General features: G+C 64.6%; 28 protein-coding genes. 13 read left to right on the top strand and 15 right to left on the bottom strand.

Going from position 1 to position 23298, the window contains the following annotated elements; translation table 11 throughout:
- Positions 1–16 precede the first annotated feature (16 nt).
- Both AU175_RS14080 and AU175_RS14075 read right to left on the bottom strand, forming a co-directional pair.
- Complete coding sequence (locus AU175_RS14080; RefSeq protein ID WP_066290023.1) at positions 17–466, bottom strand: DnaJ domain-containing protein; 450 nt, start codon at positions 464–466, stop codon at positions 17–19.
- Positions 467–554: 88 nt separating this feature from the next.
- Complete coding sequence (locus AU175_RS14075) at positions 555–977, bottom strand: Hsp20/alpha crystallin family protein (protein WP_066291140.1); 423 nt, start codon at positions 975–977, stop codon at positions 555–557.
- A 140-nt stretch (positions 978–1117) separates the two neighbouring features.
- Between AU175_RS14075 and AU175_RS14070 the strand changes: the two genes are divergently transcribed.
- Positions 1118–1438 (top strand): MerR family transcriptional regulator, encoded by a 321-nt coding sequence (locus AU175_RS14070; RefSeq protein WP_066290022.1) that lies wholly within the window; start codon positions 1118–1120, stop codon positions 1436–1438.
- A 13-nt stretch (positions 1439–1451) separates the two neighbouring features.
- Here AU175_RS14070 and AU175_RS14065 read toward each other — a convergent pair whose 3' ends face one another.
- Together AU175_RS14065 and AU175_RS14060 are read right to left on the bottom strand one after the other, a co-directional pair.
- Positions 1452–1760: an MmcQ/YjbR family DNA-binding protein gene (locus AU175_RS14065; RefSeq protein WP_066290019.1), complete on the bottom strand. Its 309-nt coding sequence runs from the start codon at positions 1758–1760 to the stop codon at positions 1452–1454.
- Positions 1761–1762: 2 nt separating this feature from the next.
- On the bottom strand, positions 1763–2557 hold the full coding sequence (locus AU175_RS14060) for a phosphatase PAP2 family protein (RefSeq protein ID WP_066290017.1): 795 nt from the start codon (positions 2555–2557) through the stop codon (positions 1763–1765).
- A 157-nt stretch (positions 2558–2714) separates the two neighbouring features.
- Here AU175_RS14060 and AU175_RS14055 point away from each other — a divergent pair, with 157 nt between their 5' ends.
- The 6 genes from AU175_RS14055 (at position 2715) to AU175_RS14030 (ending at position 8695) form a co-directional block, all read left to right on the top strand.
- Complete coding sequence (locus AU175_RS14055) at positions 2715–3842, top strand: DNA alkylation repair protein (protein ID WP_066290015.1); 1128 nt, start codon at positions 2715–2717, stop codon at positions 3840–3842.
- Positions 3843–4063: 221 nt separating this feature from the next.
- Complete coding sequence (chvE, locus tag AU175_RS14050; protein ID WP_197497112.1) at positions 4064–5188, top strand: multiple monosaccharide ABC transporter substrate-binding protein; 1125 nt, start codon at positions 4064–4066, stop codon at positions 5186–5188.
- Between the two features lie 111 nt (positions 5189–5299).
- Positions 5300–6829 (top strand): multiple monosaccharide ABC transporter ATP-binding protein, encoded by a 1530-nt coding sequence (gene mmsA / locus AU175_RS14045; RefSeq protein ID WP_066290011.1) that lies wholly within the window; start codon positions 5300–5302, stop codon positions 6827–6829.
- 4 nt (positions 6830–6833) lie between these two features.
- Positions 6834–8144 carry a multiple monosaccharide ABC transporter permease gene (gene mmsB, locus AU175_RS14040; RefSeq protein ID WP_066290009.1) on the top strand — a complete coding sequence of 437 codons (1311 nt, stop codon included), beginning with the start codon at positions 6834–6836 and terminating at the stop codon, positions 8142–8144.
- A 111-nt stretch (positions 8145–8255) separates the two neighbouring features.
- On the top strand, positions 8256–8465 hold the full coding sequence (locus AU175_RS14035; protein WP_066290007.1) for a hypothetical protein: 210 nt from the start codon (positions 8256–8258) through the stop codon (positions 8463–8465).
- A 14-nt stretch (positions 8466–8479) separates the two neighbouring features.
- The gene (locus tag AU175_RS14030) at positions 8480–8695 is read left to right on the top strand and encodes a hypothetical protein (protein ID WP_066289998.1); all 216 of its coding nucleotides are present in this window, start codon (positions 8480–8482) and stop codon (positions 8693–8695) included.
- Positions 8696–9148: 453 nt separating this feature from the next.
- On the opposite strand, the gene AU175_RS14025 is transcribed toward AU175_RS14030, so the two are convergent.
- The 6 genes from AU175_RS14025 to AU175_RS14000 form a co-directional block, all read right to left on the bottom strand.
- Positions 9149–10021, bottom strand: a complete 873-nt coding sequence (locus AU175_RS14025) for an NAD-dependent epimerase/dehydratase family protein (protein ID WP_066289996.1) — start codon at positions 10019–10021, stop codon at positions 9149–9151.
- 15 nt (positions 10022–10036) lie between these two features.
- On the bottom strand, positions 10037–10615 hold the full coding sequence (locus tag AU175_RS14020) for an adenylate kinase (protein ID WP_066289995.1): 579 nt from the start codon (positions 10613–10615) through the stop codon (positions 10037–10039).
- Between the two features lie 148 nt (positions 10616–10763).
- Positions 10764–12044, bottom strand: a complete 1281-nt coding sequence (locus AU175_RS14015) for a hypothetical protein (protein WP_082979163.1) — start codon at positions 12042–12044, stop codon at positions 10764–10766.
- On the bottom strand, positions 12041–12547 hold the full coding sequence (locus AU175_RS14010; RefSeq protein WP_066289993.1) for a hypothetical protein: 507 nt from the start codon (positions 12545–12547) through the stop codon (positions 12041–12043). The genes AU175_RS14015 and AU175_RS14010 overlap by 4 nt, the downstream gene beginning before the upstream one ends.
- A 1-nt stretch (position 12548) precedes the next feature.
- On the bottom strand, positions 12549–13391 hold the full coding sequence (locus AU175_RS14005; RefSeq protein ID WP_231938571.1) for a hypothetical protein: 843 nt from the start codon (positions 13389–13391) through the stop codon (positions 12549–12551).
- Between the two features lie 86 nt (positions 13392–13477).
- Positions 13478–13933: a hypothetical protein gene (locus AU175_RS14000; protein ID WP_066289989.1), complete on the bottom strand. Its 456-nt coding sequence runs from the start codon at positions 13931–13933 to the stop codon at positions 13478–13480.
- 530 nt (positions 13934–14463) lie between these two features.
- Between AU175_RS14000 and AU175_RS13995 the strand changes: the two genes are divergently transcribed.
- On the top strand, positions 14464–15207 hold the full coding sequence (locus AU175_RS13995; RefSeq protein WP_066289987.1) for a GAF and ANTAR domain-containing protein: 744 nt from the start codon (positions 14464–14466) through the stop codon (positions 15205–15207).
- A gap of 143 nt (positions 15208–15350) precedes the next feature.
- Here AU175_RS13995 and AU175_RS13990 read toward each other — a convergent pair whose 3' ends face one another.
- Positions 15351–15884, bottom strand: coding sequence for a DUF488 domain-containing protein (locus AU175_RS13990; protein ID WP_197497111.1), 534 nt, complete (start codon positions 15882–15884; stop codon positions 15351–15353).
- Positions 15885–16046: 162 nt separating this feature from the next.
- Here AU175_RS13990 and AU175_RS13985 point away from each other — a divergent pair, with 162 nt between their 5' ends.
- Positions 16047–16244 (top strand): hypothetical protein, encoded by a 198-nt coding sequence (locus tag AU175_RS13985; RefSeq protein WP_066289980.1) that lies wholly within the window; start codon positions 16047–16049, stop codon positions 16242–16244.
- A 107-nt stretch (positions 16245–16351) separates the two neighbouring features.
- A complete protein-coding gene (locus AU175_RS13980) occupies positions 16352–17188 on the top strand; it encodes an alpha/beta fold hydrolase (protein ID WP_066289977.1) in 837 nt (278 codons plus the stop codon).
- Positions 17189–17267: 79 nt separating this feature from the next.
- Here the strand turns inward: AU175_RS13980 and AU175_RS13975 are convergent, their stop codons facing one another.
- From AU175_RS13975 to AU175_RS13960, 4 genes are all read right to left on the bottom strand, one after another.
- A complete protein-coding gene (locus tag AU175_RS13975; RefSeq protein ID WP_066289975.1) occupies positions 17268–18440 on the bottom strand; it encodes a fatty acid desaturase family protein in 1173 nt (390 codons plus the stop codon).
- A gap of 13 nt (positions 18441–18453) precedes the next feature.
- Complete coding sequence (locus tag AU175_RS13970; protein WP_066289973.1) at positions 18454–19551, bottom strand: ferredoxin reductase; 1098 nt, start codon at positions 19549–19551, stop codon at positions 18454–18456.
- 215 nt (positions 19552–19766) lie between these two features.
- On the bottom strand, positions 19767–19970 hold the full coding sequence (locus tag AU175_RS13965; protein ID WP_066289972.1) for a hypothetical protein: 204 nt from the start codon (positions 19968–19970) through the stop codon (positions 19767–19769).
- Positions 19971–20071: 101 nt separating this feature from the next.
- Positions 20072–21106, bottom strand: coding sequence for an LLM class flavin-dependent oxidoreductase (locus tag AU175_RS13960; RefSeq protein ID WP_066289969.1), 1035 nt, complete (start codon positions 21104–21106; stop codon positions 20072–20074).
- Positions 21107–21180: 74 nt separating this feature from the next.
- On the opposite strand from AU175_RS13960, the gene AU175_RS13955 reads away from it, so the two are divergent.
- The 3 genes from AU175_RS13955 (at position 21181) to AU175_RS13945 (ending at position 23296) form a co-directional block, all read left to right on the top strand.
- The gene (locus AU175_RS13955; RefSeq protein WP_066291130.1) at positions 21181–21519 is read left to right on the top strand and encodes a YnfA family protein; all 339 of its coding nucleotides are present in this window, start codon (positions 21181–21183) and stop codon (positions 21517–21519) included.
- Between the two features lie 43 nt (positions 21520–21562).
- A complete protein-coding gene (lhgO, locus tag AU175_RS13950) occupies positions 21563–22765 on the top strand; it encodes an L-2-hydroxyglutarate oxidase (RefSeq protein WP_066289967.1) in 1203 nt (400 codons plus the stop codon).
- Between the two features lie 126 nt (positions 22766–22891).
- Positions 22892–23296 carry a YidH family protein gene (locus AU175_RS13945; RefSeq protein WP_066289964.1) on the top strand — a complete coding sequence of 135 codons (405 nt, stop codon included), beginning with the start codon at positions 22892–22894 and terminating at the stop codon, positions 23294–23296.
- Positions 23297–23298 lie beyond the last annotated feature (2 nt).

Raw genomic sequence — 23298 nt, 5'->3', positions numbered from 1 at the left:
GGGGATTGGGCGGGGGTCATGCCCACGGTCCGCTTTCCCAGCGCACCGGGGTAATCCTGATCGTGGGACGGGGGCGGCTCTCGTGGCGGCGGATGTACCGGACGGGGACGCTTTGCGGCCCCCTCCTGGGACGGGAGACCGCCTGTAGTTCGGCAACGCTCTGGTCGTAAGCCGCCCGGCGGCGTGGATCCCGCAGCACGGCGAAGGCCTGCATGATGCGCAGCAGCTCATTCTTCTGGGCTGCGCCCCTCTCGATTGCCGCTTCGCGTGCCACGCTGTCGGCGGGCCTTCCGGCGTCGGCATCGGGATGGTCGACGTCGGGATGGAGGTTGCGCATCAGGGCACGGTAGGCGCGCGCGATTTCCTGCTGGCTGGCCGAAGCCTGAACCTTCAGGGCTGCATAGTGGTCCGGCAGGTTAACCCGGTCCGGGTCCCTCTCCGGTATCTCCTTGTCCGCCGTGTCCATGCGCGCAGCTTCTTTCGATCGGCATGGGCGCGGGCAGGGCCGTCCCTGCCCGCGCCCAGCACGGATGGCCGTGCCTTTCCGAGTTGGACTAGCTTCCGATCTCGTGCAGTTGGCCTTGGGTTTCAATCTCGATCTTGCGCGGCTTCGCCTGCTCAGCCACCGGGATCCGCAACGTCAGGACGCCCTGATCGTAGCTGGCCTTGATCTTCTCCGTGTCCAAGGTGTCACCCAGGATCAGCTGGCGGCTGAAAACACCGCGGGGCCGCTCAGAGGCCACGAGCTCCACGTTGGGCTGCGTTGGGTCAAGCCGCTCCGCCCGGACCGTCAGGACGTTCCGTTCAACGTTCAGGTCCAGGGAATCCACGTTCACACCCGGAAGGTCGAACGCCACCACGAATTCGCCGTCCTCCTGCCAGGCGTCCATTGGCATGGCCGCCGGCCGGGCCGCAGTTCCAAAGACCTGCTGGGTGAGCCGGTCCAGCTCCCGGAACGGGTCCGTACGCATCAACATCATTTCCCACTCCTTAAGCGTGCAATTGTTGGTTCTTGGTCTATATCCGCCACGTGATCTATGGTGTTGGATATAGATTTTTTATAGCACTCGTGGGAAACTGAGGCAAGGGATTCATCAGCCAAATTTTTGGAGCACACATGACAGAGCCGACAGCCGGCCGCACCCCGCAGCCCAGGGCCGGCCGGGCACTTTACGCTATCTCCGTGGCGGCCCAGCTAGCGGGCACCGGCCAGCAGAACATCCGGCTCTACGAAACCCGGGGACTGCTGACGCCGCTCCGAACAGCCGGCGGCACACGGCAGTACAGCGACTCGGATATCGCCGTCCTCCTGCGCATAGGGGAACTGCTTGAACAAGGACTCAACCTGGCCGGCGTGGCCAAGGTGCTGGAGCTGGAGGCGGCAAACGCCAAGTTGCATCTGGCCCTCAAACGCGCGCGTTCCCGCCCGGAAACATAGACGGACCGGGGCCTCAGGGCCGGCGGCCGCCTGCCAGCCGGTAAGACTCCTCCAGCAGCTCCGCGAGCTCGTCGGCACCGATCCGGTCCAGCCGGACCAGCACCAGCTGCGGCGAACGTGCATGGTGCGGTGTCCAGAAAAAGGTATCCGGTTCCGTTCCGGCCAAAGCGTCCCGCTCGTCGGTTTTGACCGTCAGTACTCCCTCTTCCCAGATGCGAGCCATCAGCGTCCTGGCGAACCAGGCCGGCTGCCCCCAGCTGCTGCGCTCCGAAACGCCGGGCAATGCCAGGCACATCCTGCGGACATCAGCTTCCGTTGCCATGGCTAGTCGCCCGGGGCGTCGGCTTTGGAGAGTTCGCCAGTGATCCGTTCGCCGGGGATCCGGGCGGTGCGCCACGTGTCCAGGGCAATGACGGCACCCAGGATGATCAGCGAGAGGGAAAGGGATGCCAGCGCGTCACTGAGCCAGTGGTACCCCAGGTACAGCCTGCTGAGAGCCGCCAGGACAATGCCGACGCCGGCGGCCGCAAAGCCCAGTACCGCAGCCCTTGTGTTCTTGTGCCGCGAGAAAACCAGGAAGGCTCCCACAAGAAGGAAGTCGCAGGCGCCCAGGACGTGGCCGGAGGGGAACGAGAACGTGTGGTCAGCGCCGAACAGCATGAGCTCCACGGGCGGGCGGGATCTCCTAACGATGTGCAGGATGACCTGCGAGATCACCACGCCTGTGATCATGGCACCGGCGAGGAGCATGGGGCGCCAGGCGTGCTTGGCCGCGAATCCCCACACGAGAATGACCACCAGGACGATAATCGGCAGGGCTATGGGCCCGAAGACCACGGCCAGGACGATCATCACAACGGTGTACAGCTCCGACCGGCCGGCGAGCAGCCAGTTCCGCGCTTCGTCATCCGCCGCCGCAAACCCGTCACCTTGCAGGACACCCGTCAGGGTTGCCGCAAAAAGGATGGCACCGGCTGCCGCCAGAAGCACAGACCAGCGATAGAGGTTCTTACGTGCGTCCGGTTCCATGTAGCGCTCTTCCACGACGAATTTGTCATGGAACCTGCGCCACCAGTTTGTGGCCTTGCCGGACTCTTCCTGCCCTGACCGTCCTGCCATGTGTGAATTCCGTCCCTGCGCCGTGAAGACTTTCCTAAGCCGTGAAGACTTTCCTAAGGTGAAGATTATCCCCGTTCTCCCACGTTTGGCTGGAGGGTCCGGCTGCAGGGCCTCCACCCGGTCCGCACGGCGCCGTGTCTCGCGGTAGCCTGACGGAATGGGTGCGATGAACGAGCTGATCAACAGGCAGGGCGTTGAAGCGCTGGCCGACATTCTGGCTACCGCGGCACCAGGTTCGCAATGGCCTGACCTCACTGCCGCCGCGACGACACTCAACGAACTCAGCCTGCGGGGACGGACAGACCGTGTCTGCGGCGCCCTGCTTCACGATCTCCGGCGGCTCCCGGGAGCCGGATACACCACTGCTGCCGGTATCTTCCGCCGTGCCCTCGACAACCCAGGGTTCACCGGCTGGATCCTCTGGCCGGTCTCCGAGGCGGCCGTGACCCTGGCGCTGGAATCGGGCGCCGCCCCGGACTTCGACGACTGCCTGGCGCTCCTGGCCGAACTGACCCCTCGGCTGACCGGCGAGTTTGCCATCCGGCGCCTGCTCGCCCACGATCCGGAGGCAGCCCTGCGGGCCATTTCGCAGTGGACGGGACACCCCGATGAGCATGTCCGCCGCCTGGCGAGCGAGGGCACGCGGGCCTACCTCCCCTGGGCCGTCCGGGTCCCGGCCCTGGTCCAGCTTCCGGAGGCCACCCTCCCCATCCTCAATACCCTCTACCGGGATCCCTCAGACTATGTGCGGAGGTCGGTGGCAAACCACCTCAATGACCTTGCCCGCCATGCGCCCGATGTTGTGGTGGCGACGGCGGCCGGCTGGCTGGCCGCGCCCGACGCCAACACCGCCTGGGTGGTCAGGCACGGCCTCAGGACCCTGGTCAAGAAGGGTCACCCGGGGGCGCTGGCACTCCAGGGGTTCGCACCGGCGTCGGTCGTTGTTACGGAGCTCCGGCTGGACCGACAGGTGGTGGTCATGCCCGACGACCTGGCATTCGAGTTCGATTTATCCAACACCGGCCCTGACGAGGCGCGGCTTGCGGTGGATTATGCGGTCCACTATCAGAAGGCGAACGGCAGCCAGTCCGTGAAGGTCTTCAAGCTCACGGCCCTGACGCTTGGCGCGGGTGAGACCAGGACGCTGGCCAAGCGCCACGCCTTCAGGCCCATGACAACCCGGGTCCACCACCCCGGGATGCACGCCCTGGAACTACAGATCAACGGAGTCCGCCATGGACGTTCGGAGTTCCGCGTGGAAACGGCCGGAATAAAAGTGATTTGACTCACATCTAACTCGCGAGTAACCTACTGTGTTAGCGCTAACAGGAACTCAATATACTGCACTCCGGCAAACAACTGACCTTCGTTCCTGCCTGTTGGCAGCTCTTGGTGATGTCCAAGGCCCCCGCCATGGCATCCAACCCCGTATCGCATTACCGGCAAGCGCAGATGCTTGCCGCCCCAGCACCACTTCGCGGATAACCCTCCGCGGAAGGAGAAATCGTGAGAATTAGGAAATTCCTGGGCGCCGTAGCAGTCGTCCTCGCAGTCACTGTGGGTGCCACAGGGTGCGGCACCCGCGGCGGAGCAACCACGCCCGACGCCACGGCGAATCCCAGCGAATCCCTGGTGGGCATCTCCATGCCCACCCAGACATCCGAACGTTGGATCGCCGACGGCGGAAACGTGGAAAAGTCCCTGAAGGATCTGGGCTACAAGACTGACCTGCAGTTCGCCAACGACGATATCCCCACCCAGGTATCGCAGATCGAGAACATGCTGACCAAGGGCGCCAAGGCGCTCATCATTGCGGCCATCGACGGCACCACCCTGACCGACGTGCTCGCTAAGGCGAAGGAGTCGAACGTCAAGGTCATCGCCTATGACCGACTCATCAACGGCACCGAGGACGTGGACTACTACACCACGTTCGATAACTACACCGTGGGCGTGCAGCAGGCAACGTCCCTGCTGACAGGCCTGGGACTGGTTGATGCCAGCGGCAAGAAGGTGGAAGGCAAGGGCCCGTTCAATGTTGAGCTTTTCGCCGGCAGCCCGGATGACAACAACGCCAACTTCTTCTGGACCGGCGCCATGGACACCCTGAAGCCATACATGGACGACGGAACCCTCAAGGTGCCCAGCGGCCAGACCAAGTTCGAGCAGGCGGCCATCCTGCGCTGGCAGGCCCCTGTTGCCCAGAAGCGCATGGAGGACATCCTCACCGCTGCCTACAGCTCCGGCACCAAGCTTGACGGTGTGCTCTCCCCTTATGACGGTCTCTCCATCGGAATCATCTCTGCACTGACCAGCACCGGCGGCTATGCCAAGGGCGACCTGCCGGTCGTCACCGGCCAGGACGCCGAGAAGGGCTCCGTGAAGTCCATCATCGCCGGTGAGCAGTACTCCACCATCTTCAAGGACACCCGCCAGCTGGGTACCCAGGCCGTCAAGATGGTCGACGCCCTGCTGAAGGGCCAGGAGCCCGAGGTCAACGACACCAAAACCTACAACAACAAGGTCAAGGTGGTTCCTGCCTACCTGCTCCAGTCCGTGATCATCACAAAGGAAAACTACAAGAAGGAACTCATCGACTCCGGCTACTACACCGACGCCGACGTCAAGTAACTCTTCTTGCGGGGTTGCGGCCGGCCCCAGGGCCTGGCCGCAACCCCTTCCCGTAGGCCCCCTGCAGCCGCAGGCCTGTCCAGTTTTCCAACCAGTCAGTGGGAATTGACGATGAACACACCCATTCTTCAAATGCGAGGAATCACCAAAACCTTTCCGGGCGTTAAGGCCCTCCAGGACGTCACCCTGGACGTAAACCGCGGCGAAGTCCACGCCATTTGCGGTGAGAACGGGGCGGGCAAGTCCACCCTGATGAAAGTCCTGTCCGGCGTTTACCCGCACAGCTCCTTCGAAGGGGACATCCTCTTCGAAAACGAACCCTGCAACTTCTCCAGCATCAATGACAGCGAGAAGCGCGGCATTGTCATCATCCACCAGGAGCTCGCCCTGAGCCCCTACCTCTCGATCGCCGAAAACATCTACCTCGGAAACGAGCAGGCAAAAAACGGCTGGGTGGACTGGCGAAAAACCAACTTGGAGGCCGCAAAGCTTTTGGCCCGGGTTGGTCTGAGCGAAAATCCCATTACTCCCGTCCAGCACATCAGCGTGGGCAAGCAGCAGCTGGTGGAAATCGCCAAGGCGCTCTCGAAGGAAGTCAAGCTCCTCATCCTGGACGAGCCCACGGCTGCGCTCAACGACGAGGACTCCGGCCATCTCCTGGACCTGATCCTGCATCTGAAGGGCCAGGGAATCACCAGCATCATCATCAGCCATAAACTCAACGAGATCCGCAAGGTCGCAGACGCCGTCACCATCATCCGCGACGGCAAAACCATCGAGACGCTGCGGCTGGATGAAGGCCAGATCACGCAGGAACGGATCATCCGAGGCATGGTGGGCCGGGACCTGGAAAGCCTCTACCCGGACCGAAACCCGCGGATCGGCGAGGAAGTCCTGCGGATCGAGGACTGGTCAGTCCGGCACCCCCAGGACCACACCCGCATGGTGGTCCATAACGCCAGCCTCAACGTCCGCAAGGGCGAAGTGGTAGGTCTAGCCGGCCTGATGGGCGCCGGCCGGACGGAGCTGGCCATGAGCGTTTTCGGACGCACCTACGGCACGGCGATGTCCGGCACGGTGTACAAGTACGGCAAGGAAATCAACACGTCCACGGTGTCCCAGGCGATCGGGCACGGTATCGCCTACGCCACCGAAGACCGGAAGCACTACGGCCTGAACCTCATTGAGGATATCCAGCGGAACATCTCGATGGCTGCGCTTCGCAAGCTGGTCAAGGGCGGCTGGGTGGACAAAAACAGGGAAACGGTGGTGGCCAACGGCTACCGCATGAGCATGAACATCAAGGCACCGTCGGTCGCGGCCATCACCGGCAAACTGTCCGGCGGAAACCAGCAGAAGGTGGTGCTCAGCAAATGGATGTTTTCCGACCCTGACGTGCTGATCCTCGATGAGCCCACCCGCGGGATCGACGTCGGCGCCAAATTCGAGATCTACACGATCATTGCCAAGCTTGCGGCGGAAGGAAAGGCGGTCATCGTCATCTCCTCGGAGCTGCCCGAACTCCTTGGCATTTGCGACAGGATCTACACCCTTTCCGCCGGCCACGTCACCGGTGAGGTGCCCATCGCCGAAGCATCCCAGGAAAAACTCATGCACTACATGACCAAAGAGAAGGAATAGGACCATGTCCGCCCTACGAGAATCCCTCGGCTTCCTGACAAGCCGCCTCCGCCAGGTTGGCATCTTCGTCGCCCTGATCCTGATCGTCCTGCTGTTCCAGGTGCTCACCGACGGAATCCTGCTGCAGCCGCAGAACGTCACCAACCTGGTGGTCCAGAACAGCTACATCCTGATCCTCGCCATCGGCATGGTGATGGTGATTATCGCCGGTCACATCGACCTCTCAGTGGGATCGATCGCCGGCTTCATCGGCGCCGTTGCCGGCGTCATGATGGTCCATTGGGGGTGGGCCTGGTGGCTGGCCATCCCTGCCTGCCTCCTGGTGGGCGCCCTGGTCGGGGCATGGCAAGGGTACTGGATCGCCTATGTCGGCATCCCGGCGTTCATCGTCACCCTGGCGGGCATGCTCATTTTCCGCGGCCTCACCCTGATCACCCTGAAGAACCAGCAGATCACCCCGTTCCCGTCCGAACTGCGCGCACTGGGCGGCGGCTTCCTCCCCGACATCTCCGGGGGAACATCCGTACTGGAATGGCTGACCGTCATCCTCGGGGTGGGAGCCACCCTGGCACTGGTCATCCAGGCGCTCAAGGAACGCCGTATCCGCAAGAAGTTCGACCTCGAGAACGAACCCATGGCGTGGTTCGCCACCAAGACCACCTTCATTGCCCTGCTCATGCTGACCATCACGTTCCTCCTCGCCAGCTACCGGGGCACACCCATCGTGCTGATCGTGCTGGCCGTCCTGGTGATCGTGTACACGGCGCTCATGAACAACAGCGTCTTCGGCCGCCACATTTACGCCATCGGCGGCAACCTGCACGCAGCAGAGCTCTCCGGCGTGAAAACCAAGGCCGTCACCTTCCGGCTCTTCGTCAACATGGGCGTCCTGGCTGCCCTGGCCGGCCTGGTGTTCACCGCCCGACTGAACTCGGCACAGCCCGCAGGCGGAACCGGCTTCGAACTGGATTCCATCGCCGCGGCCTTCATCGGCGGTGCCGCGGTTCAGGGCGGCATCGGCACCGTAGCCGGAGCCATGATCGGCGGCCTCATCATGGGCGTTCTGAATAACGGCATGTCAATCCTCGGCCTCGGCACCGACTACCAGCAGCTCATCAAGGGTTTGGTCCTCCTGCTGGCCGTGGGCTTCGACATCTTCAACAAAAACCGCACCGGTGGCGGCGGAAGCACCATCGGGAAGCGGTTCAAGCTTAGGAGCTCGCCTCCGGCCACGGGCGAACCGAAGGCGCCGGCAACCGTCCCCGTGCAGTCACAGGACCGACCCGTCCCTGTTACCGCAGCCAAGCCCGAGTAACCGGGGCTGCCGACCGCTGCCAGGACCCTCCGGCTTCCCAATCGGAAGCCCCGCGGGGCATAGTTAACGCTCACAATCAATTCCGCAGCACCTACACAACAAAGGAGCACCATGTCTACCCCCATAGACCGCATTGATATCGAGGTCGCCAGCCGCTACCTTCTCGACGAAGAGCTCGATGCCGCTGTCGGCCGCCTTCGGGAGGTTGCCCTCCTGACGGGCACCCAGGGCATTCTCGTTACCCGGGTTGGACCCGGCCGCTACACCGCAGCCCTGTCAGATCAGGTTCCATTCGGAATGACACGCGAACTCGTTTCCTGAGGACTGCCGGAACCATGGACGAGGCGACCGAGGACTGGCATCAGCTCATTGGCAGCTGGGTGGAACTGCGCTCTGGGGGGAGCGTCATCCGCACCGGCGAAGTTGAGACCGCAGCAGCGGACTCGTCAGTGATGTGGCTGAAGTTCAACGGTACCCATGGCCGGCAGATGGTGGCCAAGACGGACGGCTACGAGGTTCTGCCAATTCGTGAAGCAGGCTTCACGACGTAGCAGGCCGCAAAAGAAAAGGGAGGCCGACGGCGGCAGGTGACTGCCGCCGTCGGCCTCCTTTTGCTGTCCCCCGACAAAGCCGTCAGGGCTCGGTTGTCAGATAGAACCGGTGGTGAACTGCCAGGTCTTGGTGGCCAACTGGTTGCCGGCGAGGTCGCGGCGCAGGCGTGACTCTTGAGAACGAACGTTCCGCTGCCTACGCCCTGAACCGCGGTGCTGAAGGTGGCAGAGACGTTGCTGCCCGCCGCCACCGCCGTCGAATCTGCACCGGGTGACTTGGCCGCAACCGTCGGCGCCGGAGCGGTGGGGGCCGACGCCAGCAGAGCAGCAACAACGAGGGCCGTGCCCCCACTGAACAGCAGGCGGTTCGGCGTTCCGGTTCCGGCGCCGGTGATGACGTCCGCGGTTGGGATTCTCCTAAGAAAACGCCCACAGCAGGTGCCACTGCAGCGGTCAGTCTTCCGTGGGCGTGGTCCTGCTGGGGTGGTAGGTCCGCCAACTGTGCTCCGGCTCGAAGCCCAGGAGCCTCCTCGCTTTGCCGATGGAGAGCATGGTCTCGTGTTCCCCCAGTTCCTTGGTCACCGCGACATTCGGGAACACTTCTTTTGCGAGGCTGGCGCTGGAACGGCTCATCACGGTGTCCGCGTTGGCGATGATGAAGGCTTCGAAGCCGGGCCTGCCGTTTTCCAGGGCCCTGGCCACGGCCTGGGCTCCGTCGCGGCCATCGATGTAGCCCCACAGGTTCCACTTGCGCAGCATGGCGTCCGAATCGAATGAGGGGAAACGTTCGTAGTCCTCGGCGTCCATGACGTTGGAAAACCGCAAGGCCGCGATGCTCAGGTCCGGGTCCCACCGCGTCAGTTCGATGGCCATCTGCTCCTCAAGATGTTTGACCAGCGAGTAGGTGCTCTCCGGGCGCGCGGGATATTCCTCGTCGACGGGGATGTAGGGAGGGTCGACGTCGAACGGCAGGCCCAACACCGTCTCACTGGAGGCGTACACCACCTTCTTGATGCCGGCCCGGCGGGCCGCCTGGAAGACGTTGTAGGTGGAGAGCATGTTGTTCTCGAAGGTTGCGGCGTCCGGGAGGATGCCCGGCGCGGGGATAGCGCCCAGGTGGACGACAGCGTCAAAGCCCGAGTGCCTGTCGTCCAGCCCCAGCAGCACATCGAGGACCTGGCCGTAGTTGCGCAGGTCCACGATGGCCAGGCCCGGGCTTCTGTCCCCGGCGCGGTCCAGGTTCAGCACCTGGTGCCCGTCTGCCGTGAGCCTGCGGACGACGTGGCGCCCCAGCTTTCCGCTTCCGCCGGTCACTGCAATTCTCATGGTGATCTTCCTGTCCTAGGTTGCGAGGAACTTCTCGACGGCGGCGATGGCCGCCGCGGTGATTTCGCCGGGGTTCCCGCTGCCGTCAACGGAGACCACCAGCCCACGGCCTGCGTAAACGGACACTACCTCATGCGTTTCGCGATGGTAGAGATCCAGCCTCCGTCGGAATACATCCACTGTGTCGTCCTTGCGGCCATGGTCCTGGGCGCGCTTCAGCATCCGCTGTTCCAGTTCGGCATCAGGGGCCCGGAGTTCGATGACAGCGTCCACGTGCTGGTCCTGGGCGGCCAGCATGTTATCCAGTTCGGAAACCTGCGGCGCCGTCCGGGGGTAGCCGTCCAGCAGGAAACCTGCCTGGACGTCGGCGTCCAGCAGCCGGTCCTTCACCAGGGCGTTGGTCAGGTGGTCAGGCACAAAAAGGCCGTCGTTCAGGTATTTGGAGGCTTCCTTGCCCAGCTGCGTTTCCCGGTTGACGTTGTCGCGGAAGATCTCCCCGGTCGAGACGGCAGGAATGTTGAAATGCTGGGCGATGTGCTCGGCCTGGGTGCCTTTGCCGGAGCCGGGCGGACCGATGATGAGAAGTCTGGTCATGTTGTACGTCCCTCCGCGGCGCCATCGCCGCTGGTTTCGCCGGTCCGTCGACGGCAGCGTCAACGCGTGCTTCATTCTGCCCACAACGGGCAACACAATGCCAGCCTCCGGGAGGGGATCCGGAGGCTGGCATTAGCTTGAAGGAGTGTTAGAACCTCGAGTTCACCGCTGGCTGAACGCTCACTGCCTGGTTGCCGTTCACGTCGGTCACACCGGTTGGCGGCGCCACTGTGGGGGACGAAGTGCCAACGCCACTGTTGACGTTTCCGGAGCGGGTACCAAGTGTGATGGTCACAGTTTGCGTGGTCCTGTCCCAGACGATCTTGGATGCGTTGTTGCCGTTCCCCTTGAACGTCAGGGTGCCGGGGGGAGCATAGTAGTTGCCGCCGAGGGTCACATCACCAATTTTCGGAGAGCATGCGGCGCCGCCGGTGGTGGACAAACTGAGAACGTTAGCACTGCTGATCGTCACGGTCACCACATTATTGCCGGCTATTTCCGCGGTCTGCACGCCACTGGTCCAAGCGCTGCAGATCGATGTGCTGCTGATGTCGGCGGAGTACTTGATGGTGAGCGTGTCCCCAGCCTCAACTGTCCCGGCCATGTTCCTCGTGGGGCTGGACAGTGTCACAGAGGCCGTTGGCGCCTCAGTGTCCTTGGAGGACGTCGCCGTTCCCGCTGCACTGGCGTTGCCTGCCGCGTCAGCGGCAATGGCCGTGTACGTAATGGCTCCGTCAGTGAACGTCGTTAGGTCGAAGTTGACGGCCGTCCACTGGCCGGAGCCGTTGGTAATCACTGTCTGAGTCGACGTGTGCGCAGCACCTGCGTCCTTTACGGTCACTGTCACCGAGGAACCGGCTTCGGCCGTACCGCTGACAGGGACACTGGCGGTGTTGGCAATATTCACGACCGACGGAGCACTGACCGTTGGCGCTGCCGGCGGGGTGGAATCACCGCTGAGCCCCGCACTGCGGCCTGATTCGATCCCGGCCCAGGCGCCGAGGACCGGCGTCACGGTGTAGTGCCAGGTGCCGGCCGGCAGGCTCGCTTCGGTGCAGGCCAGCGTGGTGATTGTTCCTGCGCAGCCTCCCCCCGCGGCAACCCTGGTCCCGCCGGTTGCCGAGGTGTAGCGGGCAACGATGTAGCCGGTAACCGGGCGGCCCGCCGCCGTCGTGCCCTGCGACCAACTGACTGTTGCGGCACCGGCGGCAACCGACGCTGCCGGAGCTGCCACGGCAGGGATGGAGTCGGCCCTGGCAGCGCCCGCGTTGCTGCTCATGGTCTGCCAGAACGCGCTGGCCGCTGGGCCGCCCCACGTCATCACGAGGGCTGCAGCCATAGCGCCGGCGATGCGGGCGTGCCTGCGCGGCCCGGATTTGACGTGCTGGTTGGGTTCCGCAGGCTGCGGGGTCTTGCTGGAGCGGCTCATTTCCGTGCCTCCAAAGTGACGGGCAGGCTGAACGTTGCACCCTGGCAACCGGAAGATGAGGCCATGGACATGGCGGCGGCTCCCGGCAGCGTGATCAGGACCGACGAGTTCGCCGGTATGGTCACTGTTGGTGCAAGCGGGGCGGCCGGATCCACGAAGGCCACCCCGGTGGTGGTGCAGCCGGGATGGTTGGCATCCGCCGTCGCGGCGCCGTTGCCACGGATCGCGTAAACCTGGACCGCGGAGGCGTTGGGGTTGAACGCCCGGACGGCAACATCGGCGGTGCCGCCCGGGACGAGAGTGCCCTGCGGGCCGTCACCGGCTACAAGGGCTTCAACGGTCACGGTTTCCATGGTGCCGTTGGTGGCCGAACCGGACCCGGCGCCCGCCGTGGCCCAGTAGGCGTATGCCCCGCCGGCGCCTGTCGCGATGCACAGGGCAACGGTTGCCGCCGCAGTCCTGGCAGCCAGCCGTCGGGAAGTTTTCCTCGGTGTGCGTGTCATGTCAGTTCCCCTCCCCTGCTCCGGAGTATGCGAGCTGGAGGGTGGCGCCCTTGCAGCCGTCCTGGTTGAGTGCCGTATCCAGCATGGCGATTTGGGGCCACAGTGCCGGAGCTATGCCGAGCGATTGGAGGGAGCTGGACCCCACAGGAACCGTGAGCGGATACGGTCCGCTGTAATTTGTCACCACGTAGTCCGCCGAGGTACAGGGAAGTGCCGCGGCAACGGCAGCCTGGGTCCGGGTGATGCCGGAAATGGAGACCGACAGGCTGGACAGTGCCAGGCCCTTGTTGTTGGGGTTGGAGATGGAAAGATTCAGCGGAATCGTGGCTCCAGGGGTGAGCGGGGCGTCAAGGTTCCCGGAAATGCTGAAAGTCTTCTTGGAGGTCTGGACATGGAGCTGGACGACGACGGCGGCAGCCTGGCCCGCGCCGGCCGCTGTACCGATGGTCAGGTCGGCTTTGCCCACCGGAGTGGTGGCCGACGTCGCCACTGTCAGCGTGACCGTGGCGGCTTTCCCGGAACTCAGCGTCACTGCCGCCGGCGAGAAGGCCGCCGTCGTACTGGCCGGGAGGCCCGAAACAGTGGGGGTGACGCTGCCGCTGTACCCGTTTGTGGAGGTCAGGGACACCGAATAGCTGACCGGGTCACCCCGGTCCACCGTCCGGCTGGAGGGATTCACCTGGATGGTGACGCCCTTAGTTTTGTTGCCCTGGCTCCCGCCCTGGCTGGCCGCAAAGATGGTGCCCGCTGAAACGAGCATGACCAAAAGCCCCACCAGCAGCACTTTCACTGCCGTGGTGGTTCTTCGCATCGCTGTGCGGAAGTACCCAGATTCGTTCTGCACGTCTAGCCCTTCAGGTCTGACAGTAACAGGAGAGGTGGAATTCGCCGGCAGGAGAGGTTCTGCTCCTCCCCCGCCGGCGAAGCTTGTTAGAGGCTGCTGACGTTGACCGTGACCACTGCGCCCTTGCAGGCATCCTGGTTCACAGTGTCACTGTCATTGAACGTCAGTGTTCCGCTGCCCACAGACGTGCCGGTCGCGCCGGCTGCCACCAGGGAGTCGCTGGTAACGGCCGTGACGTCGAACCAGGCGGGAAGGCACTCGGCGACGCTGGTGGCCACGCTGGCGGACAATGCGCCCACCCGCGTGCTGCTGGTCGTGGTGTTGTCAGCGGTGTAGGCAACCGGGGTGCTGTTTCCGGGGGCAAGGCCGCCTTCGAACGTTGCGTGCAGGGTGACCGTGCCGTTGCCGGCTGAGTTGGTGGCACTGCCGCTGCCGGAACCCGTGGTGGTCCAGTAGGCGATGGCAGCGCCGCCGCCGCCTGCTACGAGGGCCAGTGCTCCGGCGGCGGCCAGGACCTTATTCTTCTTCGTCATTTTGCGCATGAGTGAGACTCCTTTGGCTGGGGGTAAAACTGATGGTGAGACGCACAGCCATCGGGAACCACTAAGGGAACTTGCTTCCGGCTGATCGATGACGCCCATACTTCCCGGCACTGAATGCGTGAACAACGCGTAGCGGTACTGGTTTTTGTTGCGGGTCCCCGTTGCCCACTGCTTGGATTGCAGGCCGGGTACTCAGTTTTGCTTCAGCCGGACGGCGTACTGGGCGGGAATGGCTGGGATCGCCGGGCGGTGAGGGGCTGCGCAAATTTCTTGTACATTCAAGCCTATCGGCCGCCTTAAGGATTCGTTCGGCCACACCACGGCACAAAACCAAGTAGTGCGCAACCGCGCCGTGCCAACCCCGACGGTGACGTTCCCACAGGCCAGGGCTGTATATACTTCTGGATATCGGTTTAGCAGCAGGCCGTTGGAAAGTTCGTCGATCCAGCGACCCTTAACGCCAGGCTCCCTTTGCGGATTGGCGGGACGTTGCCGGCTCGTTTTGACCTGAGCGAATGGCACCAAGAATCGTGGCCAGCGAGTCAACAGCAAAAACCGATACATCCATCACCGAGCACCTGCATGAACTGGTCCTCAACAGCTCCGATGTTGAAGACTTCCTTAACGAGCTCGCCCGTGTGTCCGTGCGCGGCCTCTCGGATCTCGACGACGAGGTCCTCTGCAGCATTACGCTGCTGCGGCACCGCAAGGCTGCCACGGTGGCAAGCAGCGGGCCGGATGCCCAGGCCATCGGCCAGATCGAGTACCAATGCGGCGACAGTCCCGGCATGGCAGCGTCACTGGAGCAGACCGCCATCCACATCCCTGACGTCGCCGGCGATGACCGCTGGCCCCAGTACTCTGCGGCCGTCTTGGGGCAAGGGGTCCGTTCGGTGCTTGCGCTGCCGTTCGACCTCGATGGGGACACCAAAGCCGCCCTGCTGTTGTACTCACGGCGGCCCAACCGGTTCGACGGCCGTGTCCTCGAATTCGCCACGGATTTTGTCAGCCAGACATCCCTCGCCCTCCGCCTCGCCGTCCGGTTCGCGCATTACAGCGAGTCGGCAGCGAACCTTCGAGCAACGCTGGAGTCCCGCACGGTCATCGACATGGCAGTGGGCATCATCATGGCGCAGAACCGCTGCAGCCAGCAGGATGCCTTCGAGATCCTCAGGACCGCCTCCAGCACCCGCAATTCCAAGCTTCACGACGTCGCTGCGGCGGTAGTCAACTCCCTGGGACAGGGGCCGGCGCGCACGCACTATGACGGATAGCGTCCCGACGGCGGCAGGCCGGCGTCGGACGTTGACCGTCCTGCCCGCGGTGACCAGCCTGTCCGAATTCGCCGGAGCGCTGCCGGTTCGCCCGGAGCCCTCCGGCGACCAGGACGTTCTCCGGCGAATTCGGCGCCGTGGCGCTACACCTGGTCGTAGACGAGCTCCTGCCCGTCAACCCGCACGCCCGACGTCGGCTGGTGCGGCGTCAGCTTCCCGCCGGGCATCAAATGCTGCACGTCCACGCCGTCAAGCAGCACAGCATGGTCGGAAATGAGCCGCCGATGGCACCGCCACCACACGGTCTCGCTGCACATGACCGCCACTGACATCCCCGCAGCCTGCGTGATCAGCCCATCGAGGGCGTCCAGGAATTCCGACGACCTCATGTAGGCCGCGTAGGCACGGAATGAGTCGTTGCGCAGCGCCACGTCCGGCGAATCGGGCGGTAGTTTCCTAAATCCGCCCAACCGCTTTTCCCAGCGGTACCTGACCCCCGCCGCGGGCAGCCACTCTGCGAGCTGGTCCTTGCCGAAGTGCGGAAACTTGCGGCTTCCTGGGGCAATGCGGACGTCAACCAAGGCCTCTACGCCTCCGGCAGACAGCAGTTCCGTGAACTCAGCCTTGCCCGCCGTTCCGTGGCCCACTGTCAGCAGCCGTGTCCTTTTCTCCGTCATGACCCCATCCGCCATGAACCCACCCTTTCACAGGCGCAGCACATATCCGGCGAAGCCCTTCACTCCGGGTTTTCCTGCAGGAAGTGAGTGAGCGTCCTGTGTGGATTCCGGTTAGCGGCGCATAATTGAACACACGGGCGGCCGCGGCCATTGGAGGACACCATGAAGTTTCTCGGAGCACTGATTGTCATCTGGCTGATTATCGGGGGAATCGCCGCCTGGCAGCGCGGCTACTTCGGTGGAACTGCCGCGTCCTGCGCGGAGATCGGCACGGTGGCGGTGACCATCGTCGCGGGTCCGCTGAATTACATGGGGGCCAACCCGCAGATTGAGTGTGAGCTGCCCCAGCCGTCCCCCTAGCCAGATCCTTGGTGCCGCGCCCGGCGTTCCTTAGAGTAGGGAACGCCGGGCGCGGACTTTTCTTGCGCCCGGGAACCGATTCCGCAGCCTCGAAAGGACCGCCGAGAATGGCATACGTCACCGTTGGAACCGAGAACAGCACCAACATTGAGCTCTACTACGAAGACCACGGGAGCGGCCAGCCGGTCGTCCTGATCCATGGCTACCCGTTGGACGGTTCCTCCTGGGAAAAGCAGGCTGCCGCACTCCTGGACGCCGGGTACCGCGTCATTACCTACGACCGCCGCGGTTTCGGCAAGTCCAGCAAAACCACTGGCGGCTATGACTACGGCACTTTCGCCGCCGACCTCGATGCCCTTCTGACTGCTCTTGACCTCAACGACACTGTGCTGGTGGGCTTTTCCATGGGCACCGGCGAAATTGCCCGGTACCTCAGCACCTACGGTTCGGCCCGCGTGGCCAGGGCGGCGTTCCTGGGATCCCTGGAGCCGTTCCTCCTGAAGACGGATGACAACCCCGACGGCGTTCCGCAGGAGGTCTTCGACGGACTCACGAAGGCGGTCACGGCGGACCGGTACGCGTTCTTTACGGAATTCTTCAAGAACTTCTACAACACCGACACGTTCCTGGGCACACCGCGTCTGAGCCAGGAAGCCGTGAATGCCAGCTGGAGCCTGGCGGCAGGAGCGGGAGCCACTGCCTCCGTAGCGGCACAGCCCACGTGGCTCACGGATTTCCGCGCCGACATCCCCAGGATCGACGTCCCCGCGCTCATTGTCCACGGCACGGCGGACAACATCCTCCCCATCGACTCCACAGGGCGCCTCTTTGCCAAAGCCCTGCCCAGCGCTGACTACGTGGAGATCGAAGGCGCCCCGCACGGCCTGCTGTGGACTCACGCCGCGGAAGTGAACGACGCCCTGCTCGCGTTCCTCAAGAAGTAGGGGCCGGCCGAAACAGAACGGCGGAGGGGCCAGGCACCGTGCCTGGCCCCTCCGCCGTTTCCTGCAAATACTGCCTGGATCAGGCCCTGGCAGCCCTGGGCGGCAGGGCCAGCTTGAAGACCTTCGCCCAGGACGATCCCACCTGCTTCAGCAGGGGTCCGGTGGTGTACTTCAGGCCGTAGCGCTGGCAGATCTCGCGGACCCGCGGGGCCACCTCCGCGTACCGGTTGGAGGGCAGGTCCGGGAAGAGGTGGTGCTCGATCTGGTGCGAGAGGTTGCCGGTCATCAGGTGCATGAACTTGGAACCGGAGATGTTGGCAGAGCCGATCATCTGGCGGACGTACCAGTCGCCGCGCGTTTCGCCTTCCACCATTTCCTCGGTGAAGGTGTCGGTGCCTTCAGGGAAGTGGCCGCAGAAGATGACGGCGTGCGCCCAGACGTTGCGTACGGCGTTGGCCGCCAGGGTGCCGTAGAGGGCCTGCCTGCCGGAGCCGGTGAGCATGGCGACGGCGGGAGTGGCAGCGTAGTCCTTGGTGAACTGGGTGATTACCTTGCGGCCCAGGGCCTTGAGGTCCTTGTTCAGCGCTTCCTTGGACTTCGTGCCTTCCTTGTACTCGGTCAGCTCGAGGTCGTAGATGGCGATGCCCCACTCGAAGATGGGCGCCAGGATGGCGTTGAACAGCGGGTTGGCCAGGTTGATTGGCTTCCACGGCTGGTTCTCGTCCATGCGCAGGAGGTTGTATCCGACGTCGTTGTCCTTGCCCAACACGTTGGTCCAGCGGTGGTGCAGGTCGTTGTGGGTGTGCTGCCAGGAGCGCGAGGGGGTGACGAAGTCCCATTCCCACGTGGTGGAGTGGATGTCCGGGTCCCGCATCCAGTCCCACTGGCCATGCAGGATGTTGTGGCCCAGTTCCATGTTTTCCAGGATTTTGGCCAGGCTCAGCAGCGTGGTGCCGGTGACCCAGGCCGCCTTGTTTTTGCTGACCATCAGTGCCGCGCGGCCGGAGATCTCCAGCCCGCGCTGGATCTTGATCATGCGCCGGATGTACGCGGCGTCGGAGGCTCCGCGCTTTGCGAGGATCTCGTCGCGGATGGCGTCGAGTTCGCGGCCCAGCTCGGCTACCTGTTCGTCGGTAAGGTGCGCTGCGGCGGGCGGGCGGACCGATGGGCTGCCGGATTCCGCCAGCGCTCCGGGGCGCGTCCTTGCCGCTCCGGTCGGGGCGGCGGTTTTGCTTTCTGAAACTACTGACATTCGGTGATGCTCCTCAGATTTCGAGGTTGACGGGTCCGGCGGCTGCCGAGACACACGTTTGGATCAGTTGGCCGGGCTCGCCGTGGACCTCGTTGGTGCGGAGGTCACGGACCTGTCCGGCCAGGAGCGGGGTCAGGCAGCTGTGGCAGATTCCCATCCGGCAGCCGCTTGGCATGAGCACCCCGGCGTCCTCGCCCACATCCAGGAGGGGCGTGTCGCCGTCGGCGACCACTTCCCGGTCAGATGCTTCAAAGGTGACCAGGCCGCCGTCGTGTCCCACACCGCCGGCGAAGCTGGTGTTGAAGCGTTCGATCATGAGGTTGCCGGGATCGCCGGCAACCGCAACATCGGTGCCGGGGGCTCCGGCGGTGAGGGCGGCTTGTTTCCAGAGCGCCTCGGCGTCGTCCAGGAAGCTGTCCGGGCCGCAGGCGTAGGCGGCACGTTCCTTCCAGTCCGGGCAGAGGTCGTCCAGTTCCGCGGTGGTGGTGAAGTTCATCCGGCCCTGCTGCCCGGTGAACCAGTGGGCCAACCGGAAGTTGGGGAACTGGTCAGCGAGTTCCGCAAGTTCCTCGCGGAACAGGCTGTCGGAGGGCGTGCGGGCAGAGTGGATGAGGACGACGTCGGCATCCCGGCGCCGGGGTACCAGCGTACGGATCATGGACATCACCGGGGTGATGCCGCTTCCGGCGGTGACCATCAGGAGCGGCCGGGGGTGCTCCGGCAGGACAAAGTCGCCCTGCGGTGGGGCCAGGAACAGAACGTCGCCCGGCCTGGTGGTGCGGACAAGGGTTCCGGAAACGGCCCCGACGTCTGTGACGGTGATGGCCGGGTCCTTGCCGGCGGGTGCGCTCAGGGAATAGGAGCGCCAGTGGCGGACACCGTCCAACTCGACTCCGATGCGGGCCCACTGGCCGGCAAGGTGCGAGTGCCAGCCGCGGCCGGGGCGGAAGAAGATGGTGGCCGACTGGGCTGTCTCCTGCACCACTCGGGTCACCACTCCGCGGAGTTGACGCGCCGAGAAGACAGGGTTGAAGAGCGCCAGGATATCTTCGGGCGCCAAGGGGGTGGTCAACACAGAGGCCGCCTGGGCCAGCTGACGAAGCCGGATCATGCGGTTAAGCCTAAAGCGGCGCGAGCCATATTTCTCTCTCCCGTCACATGACCGTTCCGCAGTCACGCTTTGATGATGGACGCTAAGCCCCCAAGCCGCTACAAGAATAACGGCTCCCGTCCGAGGATGGTTCCTTGAACAAATAATAGTAAGGATGCTGACTAAATGCCACTCCAAGCCACCGGGACGGGCGGGCGACTGCAGGGGGCTGCCTGTCAGCGGGTGTCGCGTTCCTGGAATTCATCGTCCAGGTCGTGGTGCCGGAATTCGGTCTCGGGATTGGGTTCCCCTTCAGCCACGTACTCGTAATCCAGCTGGCGCTGGACCTGGCTGTCCAGGACCTGCAGGTCCTGGTTCGACACGGCCGACAAATCTTCCGGGAACTCGTCTTCCGGAGACAGATGGAGCTTTTCAGACATGGGGAGCCTCTCTGGGCCGTCACGATATCCGGGCCGCATTTGCCCGCACGCTCTCAGGATATTCCCTTCCGTGCAGATCACCCAGCGGAGGCTGGGCCGGTTCAGGGGCCGGAGGGTCTCCATCCGACGGCGGGCGCGATATACCGGGCGATGTTGCCGAGCATTTTGGCGTTGAAGTCCACGCCCAGCTGGTTGGGCACGGTCACCAGCAGGGTGTCCGCGGCCTGGACGGCGGCGTCAGCCGCCAACTGTTCGGCAAGCACATCCGGAGCGCCCGCGTACGTCTTTCCAAACCGTGCTGTCAGGCCGTCGATCACGCCCACCTGATCCCGGCTGTCGCGCAGTGCGCTGCCTGCGAAGTACCTGTTGTCCTCCTCGTCCACGATCGGCAGGATGCTCCGGCTGACCGACACGCGCGGCTGGTGGCTGTGTCCTGCGGCAGCCCACGCCTCGCGGAAGAGCTGGATCTGTTCCGCCTGCAGCCGGTCGAAGGGGACGCCGGTGTCTTCGGTGAGCAGCGTGGAGCTCATCAGGTTCATCCCCAGGCCCGCGGCCCAGACGGCGGTCTTCCGGCTTCCGGCTCCCCACCAGATTCGTTCAGACAGGCCGGGGGCTTGCGGCTGGATGGGCAGCATTCCCCTGGTTCCGCCGGCGTAGCGCGGGTCCGCCTCAGCCACTCCGGCTCCGCTGATGGCCTGGCGGAACAGCTCCGTGTGGCGGCGGGCCATGTCGGCGTCCGATTCCCCCGCGTCCGGAACATGGCCGAACGCCGCAGCCCCGTTGCGGGCCGGCTCGGGTGAGCCGCGGCTGATGCCCAGCTGCAGCCGGCCGCCGCTGATCAGGTCCGTGGCCGCGGCTTCCTCTGCCATGTAGAGCGGGTTCTCGTAGCGCATGTCAATCACCCCGGTGCCCATCTCTATCCGGCTGGTCCGCGCCGCAATGGCAGCCAGGAGCGGGAAGGGGGACGCCTGCTGCCGGGCAAAGTGGTGCACCCGGAAGAACGCCCCGTCGATTCCGAGTTCCTCCGCCGCGACCGCCAGCTCAATGCCCTGGAGCAGGGCCTCGCCCGCGGTTCGGGTCCGTGAGCCCTGGCCTGGGCCCCAGTGGCCAAAAGAAAGGAATCCGATGCGCAGCATGTATGGCCCAACCGGCTCGCGGCTGCCCGCATTCCCGCTGGCATGATGAGCCTGTGACTATTCCTACTGAAACAGTGCCAATCGCAAAGATCACAGCGCTCTTCGTCCTGGCTGCGGCGGCTGAGATCGGCGGCGCATGGCTGGTGTGGCAATCCGTCCGTGAGGGCAAGGACTGGTGGTGGGCCGGGCTGGGTGTCATTGCCCTGGGCCTCTACGGCTTCGTGGCCACGCTGCAGCCCGATGCGCATTTCGGCCGGATCCTTGCGGCCTATGGCGGGGTGTTTGTGGCGGGTTCACTTGCCTGGGGAATGATCTTTGATGGCTTCCGGCCCGACCGGTGGGACATAACGGGCTCCGTCATCTGCCTGGTGGGCGTCGCCGTGATCATGTTTGCGCCCAGGAACGCGGGCTGAGCCTTTCTGGCCGCAGCCGCCGTCGTACTGGAGAATCTCACTCATGAAGCACACCGATTACTGCGTTGTAGGCGGCGGCATCGTGGGGCTCGCCACGGCCTACCAGCTCCTGCTGAAGGATCCCGGCGCGTCCCTGGTCCTGCTGGAGGCCGCGGACACGTTGGCGTCGCACCAGACCGGCCACAACAGCGGCGTGATCCACTCGGGCATCTACTACGCCCCGGACAGCCTGAAAGCCCGCTTCAGCAAAGCGGGAGCCCAGCAGACCAAAGAGTTCTGCCGCGATCACGGAATCCCCTACCAGGAACCGGGAAAGCTCCTCGTGGCCACCACCGAACTGGAATTCGAGCGGCTGGCGGCCCTTGAAGAGCGGGCGGCCGTCCACGGCCTGGCCTGCGAGCGCATTGACCAGGCCGGGCTCCGGCGCCGCGAGCCCAACGTCGCCGGGCTGGGTGCCCTGTTCATCCCGAGCACCGGCATCGTGGACTACACAGCAGTGTCCCGGAAACTGGCCGGGCTGGTGGCGGCGGCGGGTGCGCAGGTCATCACGGGTGCCCGGGTCTCAGCCATTGCGGAGGGCCCGGACCGGGTGGAGGTGGGCACGGCGGCGGAGAGGTACAGCTGCGGCCGGCTGGTGGTGTGCGCCGGCCTGCAGTCGGACCGGCTGGCGGAACTGGCCGGGCTGGACATCGACGTCCAGATCATTCCCTTCCGGGGCGAGTATTTTGTGCTCCCCGCGGAGAAGTCAGGCTATGTCCGGCACCTGATCTATCCCGTCCCCGACCCTGCCCTCCCTTTCCTGGGCGTCCACCTCACCCCTACCGTTGCGGGTGCTGTCACCGTGGGGCCCAATGCAGTGCTGGGGCTCTCACGCGAGGGCTACCCGAAGTTTTCGGTGAACGTCCGGGACGTCGCGCGGTATGTGCGGTTTCCCGGCCTGTGGCGCGTTGCCCGGGCACACGCCGCGACGGCTGTCAGCGAGGTACGGAACTCGCTGTTCAAGGGCAGTTACCTGAAGGAATGCCAGAAGTACGCCCCGGGCCTGACCACGGCGGACCTCCTTCCGTATGCGGCAGGCATCCGCGCCCAGGCCGTCCGCCGGGATGGAACCATGATCCACGATTTCCTCCTGGCCGAGACGGACCGGATGATCCACGTGCTGAACGCGCCCTCCCCCGCTGCCACTGCGGCACTGCCCATCGGCGAGCATCTGGCGTCCAAGGCGGTGCTGGACAGGGCCGCCTGACACGGCCGGGCAGCCAAACGTCCGACGGCGGCGCGCCACCTCGGCTTCCCTCCCGGCGACTCACCGACGCCCGCCACACGGGCCGGGCGGCGGGACCCGGCCCAGGCCAACGGCTAAACTGTCCCCGTGTCCACGAACCAGCCGCCGTCCGGCGATCCCGCCCCGCCGCGCCGGGGAAAAATCGCCGAACGCCTGCTTCCGGGCGGCACCGAGCCGGATCCCCGCTTCACGCTGGCCAACGAACGCACGTTCCTTGCCTGGATCAGGACGTCACTGGCGCTCCTCGCCGGGGGGATCGCCATCGAGGCGTTCACCGCAGACCTGTTCCTCGAGCCGGTCCGCAAGGGCCTGGCAGTCCTGTTGCTCCTTCTTGGCATGCTGCTGAGCGCCGGTGCAGCGGTGCGTTGGATCCGGGTGGAGCGGAGCATGCGCAACAAAACCCCGCTTCCGCTGCCGCTTATCGTGCCGCTGCTGGCGGGCGCAGGGGCCCTGGCTGCCGCCGTCGTCCTCGTCTTTATCCTCTGGCGCTGACC

The sequence above is a fragment of the Arthrobacter sp. B6 genome (assembly GCF_001663775.1).
Lineage (GTDB): Bacteria > Actinomycetota > Actinomycetes > Actinomycetales > Micrococcaceae > Arthrobacter.
This window is presented reverse-complemented; position numbering and strand designations above follow the sequence as displayed.